This is a genomic window from Shewanella sp. GD03713 (assembly GCF_029843705.1).
Lineage (GTDB): Bacteria > Pseudomonadota > Gammaproteobacteria > Enterobacterales > Shewanellaceae > Shewanella.
This window is the reverse complement of record NZ_JAOCIW010000002.1, coordinates 183483-205269: the sequence shown is the minus strand read 5'-3', so window position 1 is coordinate 205269 and position 21787 is coordinate 183483. Positions and strand designations below refer to the sequence as shown.

General features: G+C 42.9%; 21 protein-coding genes. 8 read left to right on the top strand and 13 right to left on the bottom strand.

The annotated features are described in order from the left end of the window. Positions 1-58: 58 nt before the first annotated feature. From N5E87_RS22265 to N5E87_RS22250, 4 genes are all read right to left on the bottom strand, one after another. Positions 59-631 (bottom strand): hypothetical protein, encoded by a 573-nt coding sequence (locus N5E87_RS22265; RefSeq protein WP_279776020.1) that lies wholly within the window; start codon positions 629-631, stop codon positions 59-61. A gap of 108 nt (positions 632-739) precedes the next feature. Further along, entirely contained in the window at positions 740-1435 is a 696-nt protein-coding gene (locus tag N5E87_RS22260; protein ID WP_279776018.1) for a hypothetical protein, read from the bottom strand. Positions 1436-1587: 152 nt separating this feature from the next. Next, the gene (locus N5E87_RS22255; protein WP_279776016.1) at positions 1588-2154 is read right to left on the bottom strand and encodes a hypothetical protein; all 567 of its coding nucleotides are present in this window, start codon (positions 2152-2154) and stop codon (positions 1588-1590) included. Between the two features lie 733 nt (positions 2155-2887). Further along, complete coding sequence (locus N5E87_RS22250; protein ID WP_279776015.1) at positions 2888-4279, bottom strand: hypothetical protein; 1392 nt, start codon at positions 4277-4279, stop codon at positions 2888-2890. A 357-nt stretch (positions 4280-4636) separates the two neighbouring features. On the opposite strand from N5E87_RS22250, the gene N5E87_RS22245 reads away from it, so the two are divergent. Together N5E87_RS22245 and N5E87_RS22240 are read left to right on the top strand one after the other, a co-directional pair. Then, positions 4637-5572: an ATPase domain-containing protein gene (locus N5E87_RS22245; protein WP_279776014.1), complete on the top strand. Its 936-nt coding sequence runs from the start codon at positions 4637-4639 to the stop codon at positions 5570-5572. A gap of 205 nt (positions 5573-5777) precedes the next feature. Further along, positions 5778-6839: a tyrosine-type recombinase/integrase gene (locus N5E87_RS22240; RefSeq protein WP_279776013.1), complete on the top strand. Its 1062-nt coding sequence runs from the start codon at positions 5778-5780 to the stop codon at positions 6837-6839. A 283-nt stretch (positions 6840-7122) separates the two neighbouring features. Here N5E87_RS22240 and N5E87_RS22235 read toward each other — a convergent pair whose 3' ends face one another. Next, the gene (locus tag N5E87_RS22235) at positions 7123-7590 is read right to left on the bottom strand and encodes a hypothetical protein (protein WP_279776012.1); all 468 of its coding nucleotides are present in this window, start codon (positions 7588-7590) and stop codon (positions 7123-7125) included. 144 nt (positions 7591-7734) lie between these two features. Between N5E87_RS22235 and N5E87_RS22230 the strand changes: the two genes are divergently transcribed. Beyond that, entirely contained in the window at positions 7735-9036 is a 1302-nt protein-coding gene (locus N5E87_RS22230; protein WP_279776011.1) for a DUF945 family protein, read from the top strand. 77 nt (positions 9037-9113) lie between these two features. Here the strand turns inward: N5E87_RS22230 and N5E87_RS22225 are convergent, their stop codons facing one another. Both N5E87_RS22225 and N5E87_RS22220 read right to left on the bottom strand, forming a co-directional pair. Further along, positions 9114-9638 carry a hypothetical protein gene (locus N5E87_RS22225; RefSeq protein ID WP_279776009.1) on the bottom strand — a complete coding sequence of 175 codons (525 nt, stop codon included), beginning with the start codon at positions 9636-9638 and terminating at the stop codon, positions 9114-9116. After that, the gene (locus tag N5E87_RS22220) at positions 9628-10299 is read right to left on the bottom strand and encodes a hypothetical protein (protein WP_279776008.1); all 672 of its coding nucleotides are present in this window, start codon (positions 10297-10299) and stop codon (positions 9628-9630) included. Before N5E87_RS22220 ends, N5E87_RS22225 begins: the two co-directional genes overlap by 11 nt. A 75-nt stretch (positions 10300-10374) precedes the next feature. On the opposite strand from N5E87_RS22220, the gene N5E87_RS22215 reads away from it, so the two are divergent. Together N5E87_RS22215 and N5E87_RS22210 are read left to right on the top strand one after the other, a co-directional pair. Beyond that, positions 10375-10776 carry a hypothetical protein gene (locus N5E87_RS22215; RefSeq protein WP_279776007.1) on the top strand — a complete coding sequence of 134 codons (402 nt, stop codon included), beginning with the start codon at positions 10375-10377 and terminating at the stop codon, positions 10774-10776. Continuing rightward, complete coding sequence (locus tag N5E87_RS22210; RefSeq protein ID WP_279776005.1) at positions 10773-11261, top strand: lytic transglycosylase domain-containing protein; 489 nt, start codon at positions 10773-10775, stop codon at positions 11259-11261. The genes N5E87_RS22215 and N5E87_RS22210 overlap by 4 nt, the downstream gene beginning before the upstream one ends. A gap of 49 nt (positions 11262-11310) precedes the next feature. On the opposite strand, the gene N5E87_RS22205 is transcribed toward N5E87_RS22210, so the two are convergent. Then, entirely contained in the window at positions 11311-11622 is a 312-nt protein-coding gene (locus N5E87_RS22205) for an integration host factor subunit beta (RefSeq protein WP_279776004.1), read from the bottom strand. An 854-nt stretch (positions 11623-12476) separates the two neighbouring features. Between N5E87_RS22205 and N5E87_RS22200 the strand changes: the two genes are divergently transcribed. Then, entirely contained in the window at positions 12477-12974 is a 498-nt protein-coding gene (locus tag N5E87_RS22200) for an H-NS family nucleoid-associated regulatory protein (protein WP_279776003.1), read from the top strand. Positions 12975-13144: 170 nt separating this feature from the next. Here N5E87_RS22200 and N5E87_RS22195 read toward each other — a convergent pair whose 3' ends face one another. The 4 genes from N5E87_RS22195 to N5E87_RS22180 form a co-directional block, all read right to left on the bottom strand. Next, a complete protein-coding gene (locus tag N5E87_RS22195) occupies positions 13145-13519 on the bottom strand; it encodes a hypothetical protein (protein WP_279776002.1) in 375 nt (124 codons plus the stop codon). A 59-nt stretch (positions 13520-13578) separates the two neighbouring features. Further along, positions 13579-17889, bottom strand: a complete 4311-nt coding sequence (locus N5E87_RS22190; protein ID WP_279776001.1) for a hypothetical protein — start codon at positions 17887-17889, stop codon at positions 13579-13581. A 130-nt stretch (positions 17890-18019) separates the two neighbouring features. Further along, a complete protein-coding gene (locus N5E87_RS22185; RefSeq protein WP_279775999.1) occupies positions 18020-18493 on the bottom strand; it encodes a hypothetical protein in 474 nt (157 codons plus the stop codon). 159 nt (positions 18494-18652) lie between these two features. Further along, complete coding sequence (locus N5E87_RS22180; protein ID WP_279775998.1) at positions 18653-18907, bottom strand: hypothetical protein; 255 nt, start codon at positions 18905-18907, stop codon at positions 18653-18655. Between the two features lie 275 nt (positions 18908-19182). On the opposite strand from N5E87_RS22180, the gene N5E87_RS22175 reads away from it, so the two are divergent. Both N5E87_RS22175 and N5E87_RS22170 read left to right on the top strand, forming a co-directional pair. Then, positions 19183-20037, top strand: coding sequence for a hypothetical protein (locus N5E87_RS22175; RefSeq protein ID WP_279775997.1), 855 nt, complete (start codon positions 19183-19185; stop codon positions 20035-20037). Between the two features lie 64 nt (positions 20038-20101). After that, the gene (locus N5E87_RS22170) at positions 20102-21178 is read left to right on the top strand and encodes a hypothetical protein (protein ID WP_279775996.1); all 1077 of its coding nucleotides are present in this window, start codon (positions 20102-20104) and stop codon (positions 21176-21178) included. 105 nt (positions 21179-21283) lie between these two features. On the opposite strand, the gene N5E87_RS22165 is transcribed toward N5E87_RS22170, so the two are convergent. Then, positions 21284-21781, bottom strand: a complete 498-nt coding sequence (locus tag N5E87_RS22165) for a hypothetical protein (RefSeq protein WP_279775995.1) — start codon at positions 21779-21781, stop codon at positions 21284-21286. Positions 21782-21787: the final 6 nt, after the last annotated feature.

The window sequence follows — 21787 nt, the reverse complement described above, 5'->3', positions numbered from 1 at the left end:
ACCACAGCTCCATGGGACTGAAAACGCCACGCGTTGGAAGTCCCTCTTGAAGCGTTTGTTATGTGCGAGCTTTAAGTTCACGAACCAAAGCCTCATCACCAGCTTCATGTAGCCACAAACACCAAATTGTAATCGAACCATTATGCTTGCTGTATACAATCCACTCACCAGTTTTGTAGTTGTTCGAGACTGATTCAATTAACGACTGGTACATTGTTTCGATGTCCAAGTCTTGATCTTGTAACTTGGTGCACTTCGCGTGATTAGCCCAGTTTTCAACAATAAATGAAGAATGTCCAAAATGAGTATGCAGGATCTTAAAGCCCACTTGGTCGGATATATTTCTCAATTTACCCCGACCGTTACCGATATCACTGATGCGCTCCAAAACCGACAACACCGAAGTAACGGGAACTGCGACTGCAATGTTTTCAATAACAACATACCCTTGGTGATATAACTGCGATATTTGTAGTTTTAAAAGGTCACTAACCTTACATGTAGGGCAATGAAAAGACAGTGCCTCCTCAACCATATGCTCATAATCACCATATAACCAAGTCGACTCTAGAGCTATATCTCTACGAACTTTCACGTCAGTTGAACGGATTATTTGTTCGACTCTAGTCATTACTCCTCCAGATCACATAACGCTCGCTTAATCGGCGCAAAATAGCAGGCTAAAATTAGCGACGAAGGAGCGCAAGCCTGCTGTTTTCGTCCTTGGTTGAAGCGTTTGTTAGGCCTTCTTTTCGTATGACTGCTTTATTGATTTGTCGAGTAAGTTTATGTATTCGCCATAACTTTGAAGAACATAGGCTAGGTAGCCCTTGCCGATAACTACTTCCTTCCCATCATCATGAAGATACTCAACCTTTTCTATATGACTCTGTATGGGGATAATCTTTCTACCATTTTCATCGTGAGTCTTGCCATTCTGATGCACAATAGCATTTCTTAAGACTTGTATATCCTTGATGTTTTGCCATTCAATGCTCGTTTTGTACACATTAAACCCACAGACTTTCTCTAGATATTTGGTCGATCTTTCTAAACCTTTACCTGTAATATCATTCAACTTAACCGTTGAGTCGTTTTCTTTAGCATAGCTATCACATAATTGATCTAATTCATGCTCAAACATACCAGTAAGAGTCAACAGAGCAGATTTTCGTTGCAAATTGGGGAAATAATCTCGAAAGATCCCATGAATATCCCATGTTTCGTCATCTAACCCCTGAAATACAGTTACAGCACGTACATGCCCTTCTTCTGGGTGCTCTTCTAAGACGTGAGTTTCTTTACCTTCTTCAAATTTCTGAATACTCAGTTCTGCTTGTTCTTCAATACCGTCAATATAACTCCTCATCAGTTCAAACGTTGGGGAAAGATAACTTTCATACCAACTTTTTAGAGTGGGCTTCATTAAAAACACTTAAATACTCCTGATGATCCTGCCTAGTAGGCTTAACGTCTAATTAAGGGGTGAGCAACGCTACCACCCAACTTAAAGCATTGTGCCATAAACACTAAAATTGAAGTAGAAGCAAAAATGCCAAGCGTTGAGAATCCCTTTTAAATTGTTTGTTATGTAGCATTTCGTTTGAATTTAGAACATAACTCGTTTGCTACTTCTTGCCCTATGTCAGGGTAGTGCTCCATCAATAATTCGGATGTGAACTTAGAAATCACAAACTCGTGTTCTCGTAATTTCTTGATAGCAGATTCATCTAACGCGATTAGTTTGCAAACCAAATTATATGCGTTATGGTAGCTTGGAAGATTAACTTTTTGGTCAACCCCAAACTCTGACTTAACATAGTCCACTGCAAATTTAGTCGCCAACCCCTCTTCTAAAACACTAGCACCACGCTCACCAAGAGGAGATAGAAGATGCACAGACTCATGCGCCAATTCGTAGCATCCATTTATAAAATCATTACTCGCGTTCAAACTTAGCTGAATGGCGATATAATTTGATGAAAATGGATACCAAATTAGTGGTCCATTTTTCTCGAATTCGATTCTTAATACTGTATAACTAGTATCTCTAGGTCCATAAATTCCACTCGACTTTTCGAGCATATCAGCAAAACGACTAACTAAAGTCCAGCTATACCCGCCTTTAATCTTATTTGCTACCATTGTATTCAAAATGATGTTCCTATTACTGCTACATAACGTCTTATTAGTGCGCATGCGCGTTTTCCAAACCTATTAACTAAAAGTCAGTCACTATATTAATAGATTTTATGGAATTTTATTTATTGCGGCTGGAGTTAGTGCGCACTGTTCTTGTCTTAAAATCACACAAAAAAACCTAAATTTAAATATGACTGTATACCCATACATTGTAAGTCGATTTCTGGTAAGGCCAAACATAGGCAAATAGATAAGAATTTGTATGGCAGCAAGAGTGGGAATTTTCGATTGAGCTAACGAACTGAAACACGGAATGGGGCATAAGGGATTTAGAAATGGCAGCGTACCTATGTGAGCTCTACCATTCTAGTATGATACTTTAATGCTCAATATGAGTCTTATTCCTCTCCCACAGTAAAGGATTTCTCAGTACTTCGAGTCAATCATTTCAGCCACACAAAGTTGATCATGACCAGCGAGCTTTAATTCGCACCGAAGGCTAGGAAAAGAATGACCACTGTGGTTTTGACAAGCCTTACTAACACACAGAGGATTAGCTGCTTTGGTGCGCTTCTGAGCCGATCCCCCCTTGCAGCCCTGGTGCACACCGCTCACCTGCATTAATAATGTGCCGAGTCTGTGTATCTAATTAGTTCATTAACCGGGAGCTTCGGTAGGTCAACGGCGTTGTCGGCAATAAACCTATGAAAATGGGTACCAAATACTCGACTTCATGCCTAACTCCTCACAACCATTTGGGCTTACGTATAGTGACGCTGGGAAGGCCATTGCTCGACTTCCTGATAGTCACATCAGGAGTAGCCTTGGCCACTGCATCTGCCGCTTGTCTACCAGCAGTCGCAATTGCGTTGTCCGTGTTCGAGATCGCCTTGTTGATTTCTCGATTCACGTTGCGCGTTGCTTCAGCCATCTTGTATGGGTCCATCGAGAGCCGTGCAGCCTGCCAGGCGAGGAACGCAACGCTGTTTGCTCCGAGGACATTGCTAAGTTGGCTCTCTATTTGATTGTAGGCTAGCGTGATCGAGTTATTGGGGCCAAAGCAGCCGTTGGTTGTTCCTATGCCACCGGAGAAGCATTTATCTAGTTCACGTGCCAGTAGTCCACCGCCCGCACAGGCCACGAAGAGTTCAGGCTCGCCACCCGTCGTAGCAGCGCACTCTAGTGCGATGGTGAGCTCAGGATTAGGGTTGAATAAGGACTTGGGAAGGGCACACAATCCCATTGTCCAGTAGTTTGGTGTCTGTCCTGACATAGTTTGAGTGCGCGCACAGTTGATTAACCGAGCAGCTTCTGGCGGTGCATTCTTCATGGCAAGACACTGAGGATAGGCATTCCACTGTTGACCGTACTGTGCGTAGCAGTTAGCAGCATCCTGAGCAATCTTTTTGCTACCGCTTCCCAACTGGTCATTAAGGATGCACATGCCCAACTCGATCCTGTCTTTGGCATTTTGGGCGCACTCCATCGCGGCCTTCTCACGTGGCCCAAATGCGCTACCTGCTACGCACGAATAGAAAGCTGACTCATCCCCGCCGGCGCGAGTGTAGCAGGCTCGAGCCTTCTGCTCGTCAAACATTGGAGGGACGCCCGCATAGGTACCTTCACTGAACGCGTTCGTGGGAATTGCATTTCCAGCAAGCTGGTTATTGATTATTTGCGGCGCCTGACCGGAAATCGGATAAAAAGAAACTTGGATTACCGTCTGCGGAGTTGGCATGAACGGCGCCGGGAACTGTTGCGCCCATATTTGATCGAATTGACATTGCCCGAGAGGGACCACCCTGGTTGGCTCAACTGCGAACAGGATTCCGTTTCGCTGGATCCAGAACTGGACACCAGGCACTGCCGATCTCACCTGCATCAGGTTGATGCCAGTAGGATCAGGACGCATATCGTACGCGGCATAGCTGTGGCCCGATAGATTTGGTCGAATGAGCTTGCTAAAGACTGGTGTTATCCGGCCGACCGCAGGGTTAAACCACCGAGTCTCGACGATATCGAGGTTCTGTTGATGAACTTGGTCGATGCACTCTCCGACCTTAACGTCTAACGCATTGGCTGTGCCAAGAGTCAAACAGCAACATAACCCAATTAGAATCCGCATCACACCTTCCATAGTATTTCCCCAAGTCAAATAAGAATGCAGCCGCAGGAGCCCAAATTTGGACGTAAAAGCTCCTGAATTTGATCGTATACACGGTTAAGGCGAGACTTGACGTATTAGCCCTAACCCTGGACGTATTCCGCTAGATTCCGTAGATGTTGCGTCAGATAGCTAACTCAACGATTTGCGGCCGTAATGGGGGATCCGCGCGACTGACCGGAGTACCAGCACAAGCTTGCTAGTGCATGCAAGATAGTTAATTAAGCAAGCATTGAAGATGGTCCATCATTCTAAAATAGTCAAATCCCCCCTTGCGCGATTTAAAATCGGTGTAATGGTAAGAACAACCTAAATTTTGTATAACTACCTATGCAATTTGTATCCAGTCCACGATTTAACCCCAAGCACATCAAGTCGCATTCAACTGGCTCTCTATCACTAGATCTGGCTCTTGGCACTCAGGGCTTTACCTATGGGCGCATGGTCGAAATTTCAGGTGAAACTGGGGTAGGGAAGACAACGCTAGCACTCAACTGTCTAGCGGCTTGTCAGCAAAATGGAGGTAATGTAGCGTACCTAGACCCCGAGTTTGCACTCAACAGAGAGTATGCAAGAGCTGTTGGCATTGACGTTAAAAAGTTGGTGTATTCTCAACCTAGAACAGCTGAGCAGGCATTCGAGATAGCTATCTCACTCATCTCATCTGATACCATTGATGTCCTGGCAATCGACTCAATTGCAGCGTTACTTCCAAAGCAACATGCACAACAGCCTATAGGGATAACTTGCGAAACAGAATTGGCTCACTCTAAGGCGCTTGTTAAGGGATTGTCTGCTCTCAGGTTAGCATTGAAGGGGAAATCGTCCACGGTAATATTTACGAATCAACTAAGGCAAAAATATGAAAATGCTTCTGGTCGGTTTTTCCCAGAATCGCAAGGTGGAAGACCCGTTTACAATTTCATGGCAACAAGGATACGGATGCATTACGGCCACATGATAAAAAACGGGGATAGTGTAATAGGACATCACTGCCTAATGAATGTGCTCAAACACAAAGACGGTAAAACTGATGGCAAGGCATCATCGCCTGTTATTTACGATCGAGGAATAGCATCCAGTTATGAAACGCTGACCGCAGCCTTAAATGCAGGGGTAGTAGTGCGTACTGCAGATGGATTATTCGCGAATGGCAGTCGGCTTGGTAGGAATGGGGCCGCGGCTAAAAATTTCCTAGATAAGATGCCTGCAATCAGATTTATGCTGAACAGAAACTTGTTGATGAGAAATTTTATAATCAGTTAATTATTCAATTGATTACAAATAAATTGGTATGTTGAGAAATGCACAATTGGAGCCGACAACCCCATTTGTCGGGCCCATCATTTAGTTTACAAGAACCATCAGGTTAGATTTTAATTACCATATGATTGTGAGCAAATAGAAGATATGACAAGAGAAATGAAGTACTTTGTTGTACAGCGTGAAAATATTAGGGAGTGCCATTAGGATGTCCAATTATGAAATCATGGAGAGCATTGGCAAAGCACCGGTGCCCAGCAGACCTGAGGTTATGCGCCATGAGATTTTGCATGATCTAGACCCAATTGCCACGCGATTCATTAAAAACAATCATTCTTTAAACACTCAGAACGCGTATCAGTCTGATGCCCGCATTTTTACCGAGTGGTGCCTCCTCCAAACTCCTGAGATAGACCCGGGCTACGCTACTGCAGGTAATATTTGCAATTTTCTTGGTCAACAGGCAGTCGGTCATTTAAGTCGCTGGGTTTGGAAGGACAAAGCCAATAATATTGGTACGCTAGAGAATGGTGCTCCACTTGCCTACTCTACTATTTACCGTCGATTTAATGGGGTTAAGTTCGCGCTCCGTCAACGTGGCAGATCATTCAACCACGCAGAGCTCAATATTTTCAAGGAGCTACTCCAAGGTATCGCATCAGAGAATGGCACAGAGAAGAACAAGGTGAAGGGCATTGGTGCAGAAGAGTTAAGGTTGATCTTTGAGAAGTTCAACCTCAAAGACCTGATAGATCTAAGAGATAGAGCAATAATTATGCTGCTCTATGCTGGTGCATATCGTCGTTCTGAGCTTTCTGCGATGAAAACAAAGCATATCAAGTTCGTTCAAGGCAAAGGTGTTGAAATCAAGCTGGAAAAAGCAAAAAGGAAAATCAACGGAATTACAAAGTCGATCGTTGCAGGGAATGAGCTCTGCCCTGTTAGGTTTCTCCAGGAGTACATCGCTGCAGCAGGTATTCAAGATGGATTTCTATTTCGGCGCACCAACAGATCACGCAAGATGTTAGACGCCCCCTTATCAGGGCACTCAATTTGCAACATCATTCAGGATCGCTGTAGAAATGCTGGACTGAAAGGTAGATATGGAGGTCATAGCGGGCGCAGAGGTTTCGTCGACAGCTCCCTACGAGCAGGCAGGCCCATCAATAAAGTAATGGAGATGACTGGTCATTCCAATATACAAACTGTTCAAGAATATTTTGACGAGAATGAGCGCTGGAAAGATAATGCCGGCTCTGGTTTGTATTAACCTCTACTACAACAAAGCCGCGTAAACCGCGGCTTTATTTTCCAACTTTACTTCTTCCTGAAGCCAGGGCAACCTGTCTCGTGATGCTTACTACACCCCCAAAAGGGTTTACCTTCAAACCTCCCCCTTCCGGCGATTCGAGTAACCATTGTGGATTGGCATTTCGGGCATTTTGGCACCCTCCCCTTATCGGTTAGAAACCTTTTCAACAAAAAACTAATTGCTATGGTCACAAAACCAATGAGTACAGCGTTAAACTCAATGTAACCCTCCATGCCATTACCTAATTGTTAGGGGATGGATGAACAGCTTTGCCAGATGCAAGAATCTGGATCTTATTATTGGTTAGAGCATCTAGGCTTTCTAGGGGGGCAAAGCCATTTGCAACTAGAGCCTTTTGTGCGGCTTGATATGTACCGCCGATGATCTCGAGTGGCACTATTTTCGGCAAGTTATCAGTTTCCTCAATTCTATCTTTCAGATATTGCTCATAATAGTTTCTGCAAGCCTGCTCATTTACTGTGCCAGCATTTAAACTACCTGAGCAACGAACGAAGCTAGCCACCCCCCGTGTGTCTTGTGCTAAAAGCGTGGAGGGTTGCTGCATATAAAATCCAAATGCCGCAACCGCAACAAGGGTGCCGAGCATGAAACGTCCTCGCGTCCGGCTCCAAGTATTCCAACTGTGTTTCTGTTTGATTTCAGATGCAGGAGTATCAACTCCTTCGTTCTGTACGCTTATATTACTCATAGGATACCTTTCGCATTCAATGGTTAATGTTAGGTTATAAACAACTCCAATCAATACCGAGCGGAGATCAACCACTATTCTATAACGCTACATGTTGAATATGTAGTATTATTGATGTGTTTTTTAACTTCAAATGGAAAGACCGTGAAAATTAAGACAAAAATGATTCTAGTCGCATCGACGTCCGTGCCACTCGTTTTAGCGGTCGGCGTGCTTGGGTATCAACATTTTTTGAGTTCTAAGTATGAAGCTGCAATCGCGGAGTTAAATAAGCTTCCTGGTATTGCCGCCACCAGCAATGGCCTAACCTTTGGTGTTTTCGACGCGAAAGCAACAACGAACATATTGATTAATGATGAAAATCTTGGAATCTTCAAAGATAGGTTAACCAGTGGTGAAGAATTGGCACTTGAGGTTGAGCACAAAGCAAACCTACTGACATACCCTATTGAAGTATCACACACCGTGTTTTTGGGGCCACGTGCCTCCGCAAAACTCGGTGAGTACATGGAAATTGATGAGGAGTCATCTAAGAGATTCATGCTACCAGTCCAACTTGTTAGTCAACACAATACAGAAACACAGACTCTCTTGGGTATGACTGACCACATCAAGTATGGGACGAATATTGAAATCGCTCCTATCCGATTTACCGCTGTAGTTCTTGAAGGTGGTAAAGATGCAGCATTGTTTGCGACCACCAAGTTAATCACTACAAGCAGTCAAAATACCTCTTCAAAACTCTCCATTGAGAATGCAGCGTATTCTTGGAATGGTTCAATTGCTGAATGCAGCACATTCTGTACTGGCACAAGAAATTTTGAAGCAAGAAAGCTATCACAATTCGACTCATATGGTGCACTGGAACTGGTAACTGAGAACCTATCTGTGGTAATGGGAACAACCCTGCAGAATGGTGAATACCGCTTCACATTTGATACATACGCAGCATCACTTGAAACGGCGACTATCGATTGGGAAATGTTCGAACTACAATCAAGCACTGAAGAAGTGCAACAAGCAGCAATAGAACAGTTTAGTGAAAACCTTGAGAAGTTGGTGATTGACCAGAGAATTTCAACCCTTGCACAAAACCACCTACCTGCAATGTATGCTCGCTTTCTGCAGTCTGGGATGACGTTAAAGTGTAAGTTTAATGCCCTTTCCGGTAGCGGAGATATTGACGGTTCAATAAGAATCAATTTGCCAGGAGATAGCATGCCGGATATGGTCAATAACCCAATGGGCCTTTTAAAAGTCCTAAATGGTGAATTGCAATTAGCTATTCCAGCTAATGAGTTCAATAACTTGCTAGGTTCGGATGCTGCTGAATCAATTATCTCTACGGGATTTGCAACAATCACTGAAGATAAAACTAAGCTAAAATCAGACATCTCAATTGCAAATGGAGCTGCAGTAGTTAACGGGCGGCAAGTATCACTCTAAGATGTATGGTTTATTAGAAAGCGGTCGAAGGCCGCAATGCGGCCTTCTTTATATCGTTATTAAGAATTATTATGAATTTATGGCTTTGAGTTGGGCGCTATGGGAAAGCCATCGGTAAGGTTTTGCTTAGGAAACTCTATTTGTATGCGATTAATTAAATCCGAAGCAACCGAACGCGTCTCCTGATATAGCCTCTTTGTATCTTTCATTGGTCCGATATAATATTCAGCCATATAGTCATATTGTCGCAAAGCAAAACCTGCAACTGGATTCTGATGTTTAACTCCAAACTCCTCTATCCCCAAAATTTTAATGCCGTTCATTTCTAGAAGAACAGCACGACTCAACTGAGATTCCTGTGTGTTATCAATTGCAATTATGTCATCGATAGGGTTGGACACCACCCCCAAACATAAAGAGTAAACCCTGCCACATTCAGGGCAATCCCATACCAAAATATTCCACCCCACACCGCGAACTGAATGGCCGATATCAATTTTTGCACAATCGCCATCTATTTGCTGTACGTCACACCCACAATCACAATGAATCTCAAATTGATCTAAATTGAATATCTGCTCATGGTCAAAATTATTTGTCATTGTCAGATCCATTACTGTTGAAAAGGAAGTAGTTTGCCGGTGCAAGCATCTCATTAACCTCTGGTGGGTACGCAAGTAATTCGTACCCCTCAAGAAGTACATTTTCTCGGTTAGGGCAGTTTAGGTATGCAATATAACTATCAGGTGTAATACCGCCATCGGCACCATCCAGGGCGCCTTCAACAGTTAACTTACAGTCAGCCCACGTACCAGCCTTCTCAACCATGGTGAATTCAGCCATAAAGCGAATAGCATCTAATTTAAAGCGTGTGATTGAGAGGAAGTTTAGTGGAAGCAGAAAATCTGGATTCAACTCTCCCTTCTCTTTTGTATAACGCACAAATGAACTGCTAAACACACCTATTGGGTCAGAGGTTAATGTGGGTCCTGTTGCCATGGCCTCTTGGGTATGGAGTTTGATCCAACGCCATATGTCATGAACTTCTTCGCTTTGAAGTACAAATACTGCAACAACAATGGAGCTGGCAACAAGAGCTAATTTATAATCACCAATTCTTCCCACAAGTCGGTCAAATTTTGAATGGTCTGGCATAGCATTCAATTGATTTATGATGTTGTCGTTACTCTCTTGAGGAGCTGAAATGTTAGGCTCCCCTCTCCCTAGCGTAGACTTTGTTTGATTTAAGTTATCCGCCGTCATAGATGGCACTCCGAGCGCTAGTAAACAATTGTGTAGATCGTATGCTCTTGCTATAGTTCTTGCAAGTTCAAAGTTATGCGTTATGAAATTATGGAAAAATTAAAAAAAATTGATAAAAGTAAATTCATGAGGAAGCGCGATCTTTACACCACATTTGCAATGTGTGGTATGTATGCGCTGGCGGGCCTTGCAGGCGGTCAGTGGGGGTATATGTTCTGTAGTCTCACTATCTTCCATGTCGGCTTACTCTACATGTCTATGTATCGAAATAGAGCATTTGGATTCGACATCCTTCCACTTTTGCTTCCAATTGGAGGCATAGGTTGGTTCTTTTACGCAATCGGAGCCAAGACCTATATGAGCACTGGACTTGAAAATATAATTCAAGACAACATGGTTGCATGGCTTTTCATGGGTATCACTCCGCTTTTCATCCAACGTGCTGTCCATCATGTGCTATCTGGTCGTAAACAATGATTGTAGATATTCCATTAGAAGCAATATCCCAAGGCACGCCGGTCGCTCCAATAGTGATAGAGCGAAGCGTAGAAAAAGCAGCCAATAAGTTCGATTTCGACTCTACTTTGTTGATGGCCATTCTCGATGTAGAACGCGGTAACAAATGCGCTGTCATTAGAAACGAATCCAATGGGTCTCACGATCTTGGTCCTGGACAGGTTAATACAATACAGTTCGAGGAGAGGTGGTTCAAAAAAGAGTACCCTGATGTCACATGGAAACAGCTAGCTTGTGATGTTGAACTAAATCTTGAAATTGCTGGTCGAGTATTGAGTCAACGCTTAAACGAGCTGGAGCCGGGCCAGTCAGTATGGAATGCAGTTGGCCACTACCATTCCAAGACTAAAGATTTCAAGTTGACTTACCTCCAAAAGGTAATGTCGGCATATCGCGTTAGAGCGGAAAAAGAGGGACAAGGTTATCGAGTATCTTGGTTTCAATAACAGAGACAATGGAAAAAATGGGTGATTCAATCACCCATTTTTCTTGAAATTACACTGCATCCAGTTTTAATCTTTCCTTCAACGTTTTCCCCGGCTTAAAGTGTGCTTTCCCGCGATAACCAGTGACAACACAATCCCCTGTTTTCGGATTTCGTTTTGTATCTGGCTCATAAACACATGCTGTGAATGTGCCGAAACCTCGAAGCTCTGTGCGATGACCTAACTCGATACCATTCGCGATCCCTTTCAAAACTACTTTAATCGCGTGTTCACATTGCTCAATTGATAAGTGGTTATTTTTTTCGGCTAATCTTATGGCTAGGTCTTTAGTGCAGAACTTGCCTCGCATCTCTAAACTCACTGCTTACCCTCCTCTGTGGTCTCACGAATACTATATATAGCGTTTTAAAACGCGCAATACCAATCACCAGAAGATTTAAGCACTTATTTGTTTACCTTTGTTGCCAAGTCTCCTTGTTATACAACAACGACTTGAAACACCACTATTTTAAAAGGTATTCTTACCACACATTCAAAAGTGAGCGTTTTATATGTCAGATAATAAACCTAAGTCCACCAGCTTCCAGTTTACAGAATGCTCCAAGAACAACGTTAATGATTTCAGAACCGCAACTGGTCTCACCCAACCCGTAATCATTAACAGAATTCTTGAAAGAGTAACTGAAGAACAAGTCGTATCATGGTGTGCAGACCTAATCGAAGAGAAAATTGCTCTAGAGTTCGAAGCCCAAAAGAGAGCAAGTGTAATTGCTCGACTAAGCAAGCTTGATCTAGCCGACCTAGATAAGTTGTTGGATGAACAAAGTCGATAACACAACAGTGTGCTGGCAGAGAGACCGGCAACAGTTTTTCGCATTAGCAAAAGAGGCTGGAATGGTTGATTCCTTAGCACAGATTGCTAAGGTGTTTGGACGATTCCAAAGTGCTTCCATTGAGTTGGCTGATGGAAGGACAGCGAACTACACTGTACCCACATTTATTCATTTACAACCAATTGACATGGCCGCGCCCGCCCCATGCGCATCACAACAATCACATAAAGAGAGTGGTTCGAATTACGCTAAGGTCAGAGGTAAATAACAATTCTCAAAATTGCGGTTTTTAAATTTTCAATGATTAGTTCCCCATGCTTCGGATATACTACGTAATGTATAGTAATCAGTATTTTAAAACATAGAAATCAATGGGGCACTTATGACTGGAAATATAAAAGCAGAACCTGTACCGGATTTTGCAACCGAGTTCAAAGATGTCATGGGCCGCGAAAGACGCATGAGAAAGTATCTACGCGACCATAATTCTGATGATATTCAACAAATGATTGATAAGTTAGTAAAACTTAAGCAAGAGAAGGTTGAACATGAGAATGCCATAAAGGCCCAGCACGAAGCGAAAAAACGGAATGTTGCGGCTCTACGAGAACTGATGGAAGAGAAAGGTCTAACGGATGCAGATCTTACAGACCCAGATTTAATTGATGATAGTTCAGCGGCTAAACCGCCACGCAAACCTAAGTATCTATACATAGACGGCACAGGTAATCGGCATGAGTGGACAGGGAAAGGCCGCGCACCTGCAGTATTCACTAATTTGATGAAGAATGGTGTAAACCTAGATGAGCAATGTCTTGCTCGAATTGTAGAAGAACGAGTAAAAAACAACCTTAACCCTCACGAAGGTTTAGGGATATAAGTTAATTTTCATACCAAAATCCCCGCATTTGGCGGGGAATCATCTCCAGTTGTTGGTAGATTTTTTCTAGGGCAATCATGGAGAGGGATAAAGTCTGAATCCTTGGTGTTTTATACCTCGCCAACCACTGAAATTTCATGTGCCCCGGATTGCTCTCCCACAGCTATTTATTAATGGTTGTGGTCGATCGTTCCAAAACCATTTAAGTGGTCGAAGTGGTCCAAGTGATCGAAGTGGTCATGCGTACTATCTGTGCCAAATATGTTTCCAGCAACATCTACATTGCCAACCATTAGGAGGCCAGTCGCCGGATTAATCATTGTACCCATAGTAAGAGGATCATCCTCATCATTCATAAATGCAAGCACTGAAGTAACAGGATCATCCTCATCATTCATGAATGCCACCACAGGAGTAACAAGACTTGGTGTCGGGGTAATGTTATGGCGGACTCTTTTGGGTGCCTTTTCATCCACCCAGATAATGAGTTTAATTACCCCGATAAATGCGGCAGCAAACAGTAAAAATTTTAAAAAACCCATCATTATTTCCTATTTGTATTTATTTGGAGGTGCAGCACAATAATACCCATTCGATATTTCGCTTATCGATTCGCCTTTGCTTCTGTGGTTAATCTAGGGCGCAAGTCTAAAAGGTGTACGTATAAATAAGTTCCACCTCCGTAAGCTTGTTGCACTCTGTCTGCCTCAGCTGTAAGCAGAGAAACTAACTCATCGACATTGATCTTATGTCCATCATCTGGATGTTCCCATTGACGTTCTTTTGATAGAGTCACTAGTAAAGCCCCTGCTTTTCTGAATTCAGCTGCCATATATTTCTTAACAAGCTGATTTTCTATGGTATCTCGTAAATCTCTCGCGCTTCGGTTATCGGCCAGTTTTAGTTCAATCACAGCCTCATGGTTTGAACTCACTGAGCTCAAACGTATGTCAGTTTCCTTCTCATCAGCAGTCACTCCCTCTTGGTCTACTTTATAAACCGATTTAGCGGTAGTTGTAAGCTCACGTGCAATCGCTCGGCGCATGATCTTCTCCTCAGAGATACCAGCCCAAAGTTCTCGTTGTGACTCATCAGAGAGAAGCAGCTCTTCAAGGTCCGATAACCTATCCTTCATAATCGAAAACATGGCTTCATTTGTTGTGGCCGGAGCATCACCTTCAAGCTCAAGACTTACAACTTGAGATTCTTCAAGTGCCAAAGCATCAATCTCTTGAGCCCAACTATTTTCTGCGACAGCCAAAATGCGGTCCTTGAAATGAGCGCATTTTGGTTCTTTTGCCATCTCAAGTTTTGCTAAAAGGCCCTCCTCACCCTTCAGGTTGAACAATGCCAACACAATGTTATCACGGGCCCGTTCCGCTTCGTATCTAGTATCAATTGAACTGGACTCTTCGTCGTGCGCATCATCTTGAATTAGAACGTGGCCATAAGCCATTCGGAGGAGTCGTAGAAGTAATTTCGGTGTAAAGCGTTTATCACTCAAATTAATTACATCTCGCCGATTCCCGAATAGAGCACTAAAAAATTTAACAGCGTCTGACAGCTTTGATGGCACAATCTCCTCTATCAGGTCCGCGAGTTTATTTACGCCATCGGTCGGGTCAATCCGCATTAAAGTAGATAACCAAATCACGCTTAGCGAAATCGGCAATGGTTGTTCCAATCTTTGCAGCGCTTGTTTTTGAAGCCTGTGAATTTGCTGAGCATTGCCATGCTGCACAATAATATCGGTAGCCTGACGAATTCTTTCGGTCATTACGTGCGAAATATGTTTTTTGGCATAAGAAGTCTGCCTGCCACTAACTTCAAGCCAATCCTCAAGCCGGGGAAGGAATAATTTCACAACACGTGATTTCGAATAACTCAAACTTTGAAGTAAGTTCCAATGCTGGTCTTCACTGGATGGACGAGTCAATGCAAATGACAATTCATTACCAATTGTTCTATCAACTATGTGTGGGTGCGTATCCCCAAGTTGTTCGAGCCAGAGAGGGATACCAGATGCAAGCGGAACGTATCGCGTTGCTAACTCTGCTTCTAAATCACTTAGTTTTGTAGACCAATCGGGATCCTCTGCTTCCGCGAAGATCCCTGTGAGGCCGATTTGCCATGATTTCAGAATTATGCCGCTGTCATTTTTCCTTTCTCTCGGAAATGTTGGCCATTCTTCTCTCCAAAGCCTCATGAGCACCTGACGATACTTTTCAGCGATTTCTTTACTGAAATGAGATTCAATAAAACCACGATTCCAGCCAGACCTTGTACTGTCTCCGTCCTGATTTCTCATGGCTCGCCACAAGTGCTTTGCAGTGTTACTGTATTCTTTAGTGTAAAATGCATCCTCAGGTTGATTAGCAACCTTTCTCCATAGATCAATTAACCTATTCTTGGAGTGGAGTTTCTGAAGTTCAGCTTGATTCCTTAGTTCAGCATCCTTCTGTTGCCATTCAAGCTGCTTTAGGTAACCCGGTGATGGTTTAAGCCATTCATCGATTTTCTGAACGAAGGATATTTCATCCATAATGAGCGGCCTCAATCCCTCAACATGTTCACTCCATTTTTCACGATCCAGAGGCAGGCGTAGGGCAGCCTCCAATAACATTGCCCGTTGTTTTGCATTCCGAGTCCTATCTCCTAGCGCTTTGCTAACCCAAACCAGATCACGTTCATGACTTAGCTGAACCGGAAAATTAGTAATGGAAATTTGTTGCAACATTTCCCAAGGGTCATTTGTTTCATTGAGCGACTGATACAATGAGTGAACAATCCAAAACAGTCGTTCATTGGTCTCTGCATCGAGATTGAGCAACCGTTCGCTAAGCGACTTGATAGACTCATCACTATCATTGGAGGGGTCCTCCAAACGCAAAGCAATCACACTAGCGTGCAACCATTCGTCTGTTAGATATTTGTCGACGCCGAGTACGCATGTTGCTGCCAATGAGCGGTTAAATTCAGGGTGGTCACTCGTTAGTTGCAACCGCTCATCCCATTTAAGGCCTTTTGATACATGGAGAAGAAGATTATCCCGAAGGTCATGAAGGACTGAGTACTCGAGAGTTAAATCAGAAATCAGGGTTGGTAGTTGAAAGCTAAGGTCTGAAGGGGAGTTCTGATTTGTTTTAACATTTTGAATTATTTTACAAAGTTGAGCAACCGACATAAAATCAGGAAAGAGGATTAGCACTGCAAAGCGGATTATGCTTTCCGGCCAATCACTATCTGCTTCCGTCATACTGGCAGAAATACTTTTTAACCTCTCATCACCAAGTGATGCTAACGCATTAATAGCTTGGTTGCGTTCTTCCGTTCGCGCAGCATTATCTAAGGCAATATCGTATACAATGCTGGAACAATCTTCTATTTTACCTGCCTCGATAATGCTGACTAATATTTGACGCACATCTGGATTTTCTATTCCGCAAGACCAAATCCTTTTGATTTCTTCTGCCAAGTCTTTCGAGGCAAATCGATGTACTTGAATACTAGGTACTTGAAGACCTCTCCACCCACCAACGCCATGTCGTTCCGCAAATGCACGAAGAGCTTGTTTTCGCTGCGATGGCGTTAAGGATTCAGGATCTCCCTCATTTAAAAGAACTGATGGGTCATTGTCTCGTAAGATTTCAAAAATTCTGGTTTCCTTCAAGGCTAACCACCCAGCAACGGCCCGCTTGGATGGACGAACGATGAGCTTGCCGCTGTTTTCAACAAAAATTATTCGTTTCAACGCACCTAATGACATCCCATTATTTCGGAGAGTCACAAGGTGATTTGCAGCTAGGTACTCTGCTACTGACCGATGATGGAAACGCACTCTGCCATATGACGCGAAACCAAATAAGGGACGTTCCAACAGTGCTTTTCGCTCGCTTGGCTGCCAATCTGATAGGATGATACCAGGATCTAAAGCCGGATCCTCGTTCACAGTATCGGCCGCTGCGCTGTGTCGAATGGTTAGACGACGTGTCATCTGAATAGCAAACGCTAGTCGGCTAGAGCCCTCAAATGCCTTGTCTGCAGATATTTCCGCAGGCTCATGTCTTTCTTCTCTAGGAAGCAATTTCACACGCACATTCGTGGCTAATTGTTCGCGATGCGTCCGGATGCATTTATGCTCTTGCCAGTCAACGCAAAGTTCAATAAGGTCCTGTGGCCTGCGTGCAAACTCTAGTGCATCACGGCCAAATAAATCATCAAAAAGAAGTTCAGGATTGCTCACACCTTGGTTTCGACAAAATTCCACAATGAGCTTATCTGACAACGACATAAGAGTTACTCGCCGCCAATCAGGTGATTCATTGTTCGTCCTACCATTATTAAACCGATGATCAAGCATTGCGACCTTAGCAAACACCTCTTCATTGGTGTCCGATGAGGGCGTCATAGGTACAGGAAGGATTGTTCGAACCAACTTTTCGTCGAAGGGCGTCGGGCGAGTCGTGATAATGATTCTTGCCCTGTGAAGTTGGCCTCCGATAAGCTTTTTTAGTCGGTTGAGTGCACTTTCAAATGTCCCCCTCGTCAATTTAAGTTCATCAATTGAGTCAAGAAAAAATGTCGCAACCTCATTAGCAGACTTTGTGAAAAGCCAAGAGTCCAACCTAGCCTCCTCATCTGCACCTAACAGACTTCGAGGGTCATTAGTTGCCAAGGAAGCCAATTCAATGAAAAAAGCAGGTTCACCTTTATCCCATAGCCGCTTCGCCTGCATACGGCATTCATATGTTTTACCAGCACCAGCCTCGGAAACTATCAGAACTCGCTTAGAGCACAGCAAATCATCCCATGTGTACCCTTTCGACAAACCAAGAGTGACCAAGTAATTGTCTAGGTCAATATCAGTAACCTTACCAGCAGGAATATCGTTAAAGGTCCTTTTTATCTTTACCATTAGTCCACCAAACTACATCATTCTCAGCCGGAATTAATCTGTACTAATAATTAACTCAAACTGCAAGTAACGACTGATGTCAATTTTCTTCATTCGATTGACAAGAACCTGAACATGCCCGAGCTGATAATTAAGATTCTTTTATCTTAACATAGGGTTGAAGTAAGGTTGGGCACATTTTAATTAGTTCGATAGTTGCGCTGATGCAGGGGTCTTCCTGCTTTGTTGGAGTTTCTACTTGCTGTAACCACTTAAGGACTTCATATGGAATAGTGTAGTTGACTGGGACAATATTCGCCTCCGACATGGTACGATGAAGCTCGGCTGGAATGGTGTAAGCTTTAAGAACACATTTTTCAAATGCTATATCACTCTGCCTGTGAATGTACGATAGATCTTTTTCGTCTTCGTAATTCTCGCGCAATGTCACAGTGTATTCTTCGTAGCATGCTAGTTTCCGATCACCAAGAGGATCTTTTAATACCAATTCTATACCGACGCCTAACCCATTGAGCTCAATGGTGAATTCATCTTTAAGGTTCTGAGCTGCTAGCAGAAAAATAACTGGTGCAACAAGCCAGCTTACCAATATCCATGTTTTCAAGTGCAGCCCCAACTATCCTTGTTAATTACTTAATTATATTAATATTAACTCTCATATCAAGGGCCAATGTGTCTTAAGAAAACTGAAGTATTAGGAGGTAACGAAACTGTATTCAAACTGAACTATACCTCAACGACGCACAGATAAGGATTGCCTCTTCTATAAGTAACTATTTAATGAACGCATTATCGCTTCAAACTGTGCTTCGGTTACGTTATCACCATCTCCATTCGCCAATTCAAAAATTTTTCTGGGACAAAGACCTGATACAGATAAATGAACCCATTGGTGTTTCACATCCTCAATGGTGATTAATCTAGCCGAGTTATCCATTGCTGATTTCCCTAAAATTGCCAAGCGTAATCTTGTTGCTCTATCCAATTTTCCGTCAAGCAATACAAACGGTATAGCCATATTCAGTTTCCAATTATTCGCCTACTGCAAGGTCTTAATTTTTAAAGGTTACTAGTCAATTATGTTTTATTATTTAAATCTGCCCAACCCCATTTTAGTACTTTTTCACTATATTCTGCATCGACCACCATTCCAGTGGTTTCCGAACTGCATCTGACTGAGGCTTATCGTCAATGAATCTATGAGCAACATCTCCCCTCTTCATGTCATTTACATTTTGGTTAAGGTTTGTGTCATAATCCGACAATCTTTGAACTCGTAAGACTGTCATGTTTATGAAATTTTCTGTTATTAGTCTAAGTATGAATGCACAAAAAGCTGTTGACTGCTCCACTCAAATGAATGAGATGTCAACTTTCAGGCAATTTAAACACGGATGCAATCTGATTGTTGCTGGTGCTATCTGCGCCTTTAATTTTCATGCAAATGCTGCACCTGCGACCCATGCTCAAACAGAAGAGTGGCAGCGAGAGGTCAAGGAACAGCTTAAATTGAAGCTTGATGAGACAATGTCAGGCACCAACAGTAAGATTTACATCTCCAAAGAGCGAATGGCAGAGTTACAGAACCAGGCGAAAACTTTAGCCACTCAAGATGGAGCCTTTAACCGGCACCAAATCGGTCGCTACTGTAAATATGAGATTTCTTCATTTTGTCGCAATAAAGACCTATCCGACCCGACGCTAGGGGAGTGCCTTATAAATAATGTAGAAAATTTGGGCCCTCAATGTAAGACCGTCACTGCGGATGGGTTTACAGGAGAACCCACTAAAGGCGATTTATATCACCATGACGTGTTGATACCAGCCAGAAGTAAATTCTTTTATTTACCTAATATCCGAAGTATTGGGGTGAGGCTATCTCGCCCAACCACCTTCGATAGGCTCCAGATCAAAACTGAGATTACTTGGTACGAAGGGGGGAGCATCCGGTCATTTATTCCTGCAGATAACCCCGTGAAATATGGCTCTTTAACCTTTGCCCCTAGCCAAACACTTGTATTTTTCCCAAACGGGCAGGTAAAGAAAGGCGTTCTTTACGAAAGCATAAACATCGACAGCCTGCATTTACCTGCCGGAACAGAAATTCAACGAGCTGACCATCATTCTACTTGGTCTATTAAGCACTAAAACTTATCCACAATTTCGGTGGAAAACCAGTAAAGAAAGCTGTGACCAAATCAACGGGAACTTTATGAATAACAACTCTGAATCAAATGCAACTCAACAATCTCCGTTTATTGGATTGAGAGATAACCCGTCCTTCCAGCACTATTTGTTTAACATTATCTCTATTCTACTAAGCGCTTTAGCTATCACTTTCGTTGCTAGTGAAGGTGAGCCTCATGACGTGTCCGAACTTACTTCTCTGATTTATATGTTTACTGGGTCTCTTTGTTCGGTGATCCTGCTCATTCGCCCATTAGCCTTTCTCTCTGAAAGACGAGCTCAACCTCTTGGAACTGTTTTAATCCAGCTAATATCGTTTGTGCTATTAATGCATACCATCAAGAACGATGGCGACGGGCTGATTGAGTTAGGCAAGCAATACCCCACACATGTTTTTGCTTTTGGGCTATCGGTAATATTTGTTCTATTCATTAACAAATTGGGAAGCCGCTACTTCTATGTTCAAAATGAAGCGTACACTTCCGCAAGTTATTCAATGTGCACTCCCAAAAGTCAAATAAAGCCATCCCATCGTGATTTAGAAGTTGCTCGGATTCATGAAGCTGGCCACGCACTAATTTACGCAGCAACAAGTCCCTACCCATCAAATTTACAGGTAACTGTGTTCGAATCATTCCAAGGTTCCGGGGTTCTTGGCAAGACTACTTTCCCAAATACATGTCACATGTACTACCAGGCAAATGAGCTCAATATTTTTATGTATCTTACTCTTGCAGGTCTGGCTGCGGAAAAAGCCTACTTCAATGATCATTTTTCTGGTGGTTCGAGTGATCTTACAGTGTGGGAGTCGTTTGCAAATCAATACCTTGCAGGAGGTTTTAGCCAAATCCCTTACATTTTAGCGCCAAAGACTAAACAAGAAGTGCTGCTGAACTCAAACTCATTAAATGAATTGCGTTCATACCAACTAGATAACCTTCATGAATTTTTCGTCACTAACCGCGTGGTACTTCTTGATTTATCTCACGCTCTGAAGGAGGCCGGGTCAATCGATGCTGAAGCCCTAAGGCCATTCCTTGACAGGGTAGAACTTCCTGAGTGGTTACCTGAAGTAAATCTTCAGGATGAAATGAAGGTTTGATCAGAAGATTGTTGCATATACAGGGGCACATATTGCCCCTGTTTGTTGTTTTAAATGCCATCCTGAGGCATAAAAGGTGATTTGGTCACCAAGCCAAATTGGATGCTATTTACAAACCAGAGCGTTTACGGTTCTTAAGTAGGCGCTGATTCTGTCCATCAAGTTCAATACAGGGATACCGTATGCTAAATAATATGCCTCTTCGACAATCACACGACCATCTTCGATGTAGAACTTGATGTGCGGATGGAGTTTGTTCATTTGCATAACAACATCACTGGTGTAGTTACTTGAGTCTGGTAGAAGTGCCCTAACAACAAAGTAATCAGTTTTAGTCTCAGAGTCCCAACCATCAAATGGATTTATGTTCACCACACAAAAATCAGCATTTATGTCGCTGATTAATAGTTTTAGTACACCATGTTTACCGTCGACGGCGAAATTCAAGCCAGAATCCCCAAATTCAGGCACTATACTTTTGAAGAGTGACAACACTTCCTGTGGAAGAACTTCTTCCAATGCTGCGTCAGATTCAAATTCTTCAACAGCCAAGGCTGTGATTATCCCCTTGATATTAATTTCGCTTGTTTCGCTTTCTTGCATGACCTA

Excerpts from the sequence above, each read along its gene's own strand:
- N5E87_RS22265 (WP_279776020.1), bottom strand. The coding sequence starts at position 631 with ATGACTAGAGTCGAACAAATAATCCGTTCAACTGACGTGAAAGTTCGT.
- N5E87_RS22250 (WP_279776015.1), bottom strand. The coding sequence starts at position 4,279 with ATGGAAGGTGTGATGCGGATTCTAATTGGGTTATGTTGCTGTTTGACT.
- N5E87_RS22245 (WP_279776014.1), top strand. The coding sequence starts at position 4,637 with ATGCAATTTGTATCCAGTCCACGATTTAACCCCAAGCACATCAAGTCG.
- N5E87_RS22240 (WP_279776013.1), top strand. The coding sequence starts at position 5,778 with ATGTCCAATTATGAAATCATGGAGAGCATTGGCAAAGCACCGGTGCCC.
- N5E87_RS22235 (WP_279776012.1), bottom strand. The coding sequence starts at position 7,590 with ATGAGTAATATAAGCGTACAGAACGAAGGAGTTGATACTCCTGCATCT.
- N5E87_RS22225 (WP_279776009.1), bottom strand. The coding sequence starts at position 9,638 with ATGACAAATAATTTTGACCATGAGCAGATATTCAATTTAGATCAATTT.
- N5E87_RS22220 (WP_279776008.1), bottom strand. The coding sequence starts at position 10,299 with ATGACGGCGGATAACTTAAATCAAACAAAGTCTACGCTAGGGAGAGGG.
- N5E87_RS22215 (WP_279776007.1), top strand. The coding sequence starts at position 10,375 with ATGCGTTATGAAATTATGGAAAAATTAAAAAAAATTGATAAAAGTAAA.
- N5E87_RS22210 (WP_279776005.1), top strand. The coding sequence starts at position 10,773 with ATGATTGTAGATATTCCATTAGAAGCAATATCCCAAGGCACGCCGGTC.
- N5E87_RS22200 (WP_279776003.1), top strand. The coding sequence starts at position 12,477 with ATGACTGGAAATATAAAAGCAGAACCTGTACCGGATTTTGCAACCGAG.
- N5E87_RS22195 (WP_279776002.1), bottom strand. The coding sequence starts at position 13,519 with ATGATGGGTTTTTTAAAATTTTTACTGTTTGCTGCCGCATTTATCGGG.
- N5E87_RS22190 (WP_279776001.1), bottom strand. The coding sequence starts at position 17,889 with ATGGTAAAGATAAAAAGGACCTTTAACGATATTCCTGCTGGTAAGGTT.
- N5E87_RS22180 (WP_279775998.1), bottom strand. The coding sequence starts at position 18,907 with ATGGCTATACCGTTTGTATTGCTTGACGGAAAATTGGATAGAGCAACA.
- N5E87_RS22175 (WP_279775997.1), top strand. The coding sequence starts at position 19,183 with ATGAAATTTTCTGTTATTAGTCTAAGTATGAATGCACAAAAAGCTGTT.
- N5E87_RS22170 (WP_279775996.1), top strand. The coding sequence starts at position 20,102 with ATGAATAACAACTCTGAATCAAATGCAACTCAACAATCTCCGTTTATT.
- N5E87_RS22165 (WP_279775995.1), bottom strand. The coding sequence starts at position 21,781 with ATGCAAGAAAGCGAAACAAGCGAAATTAATATCAAGGGGATAATCACA.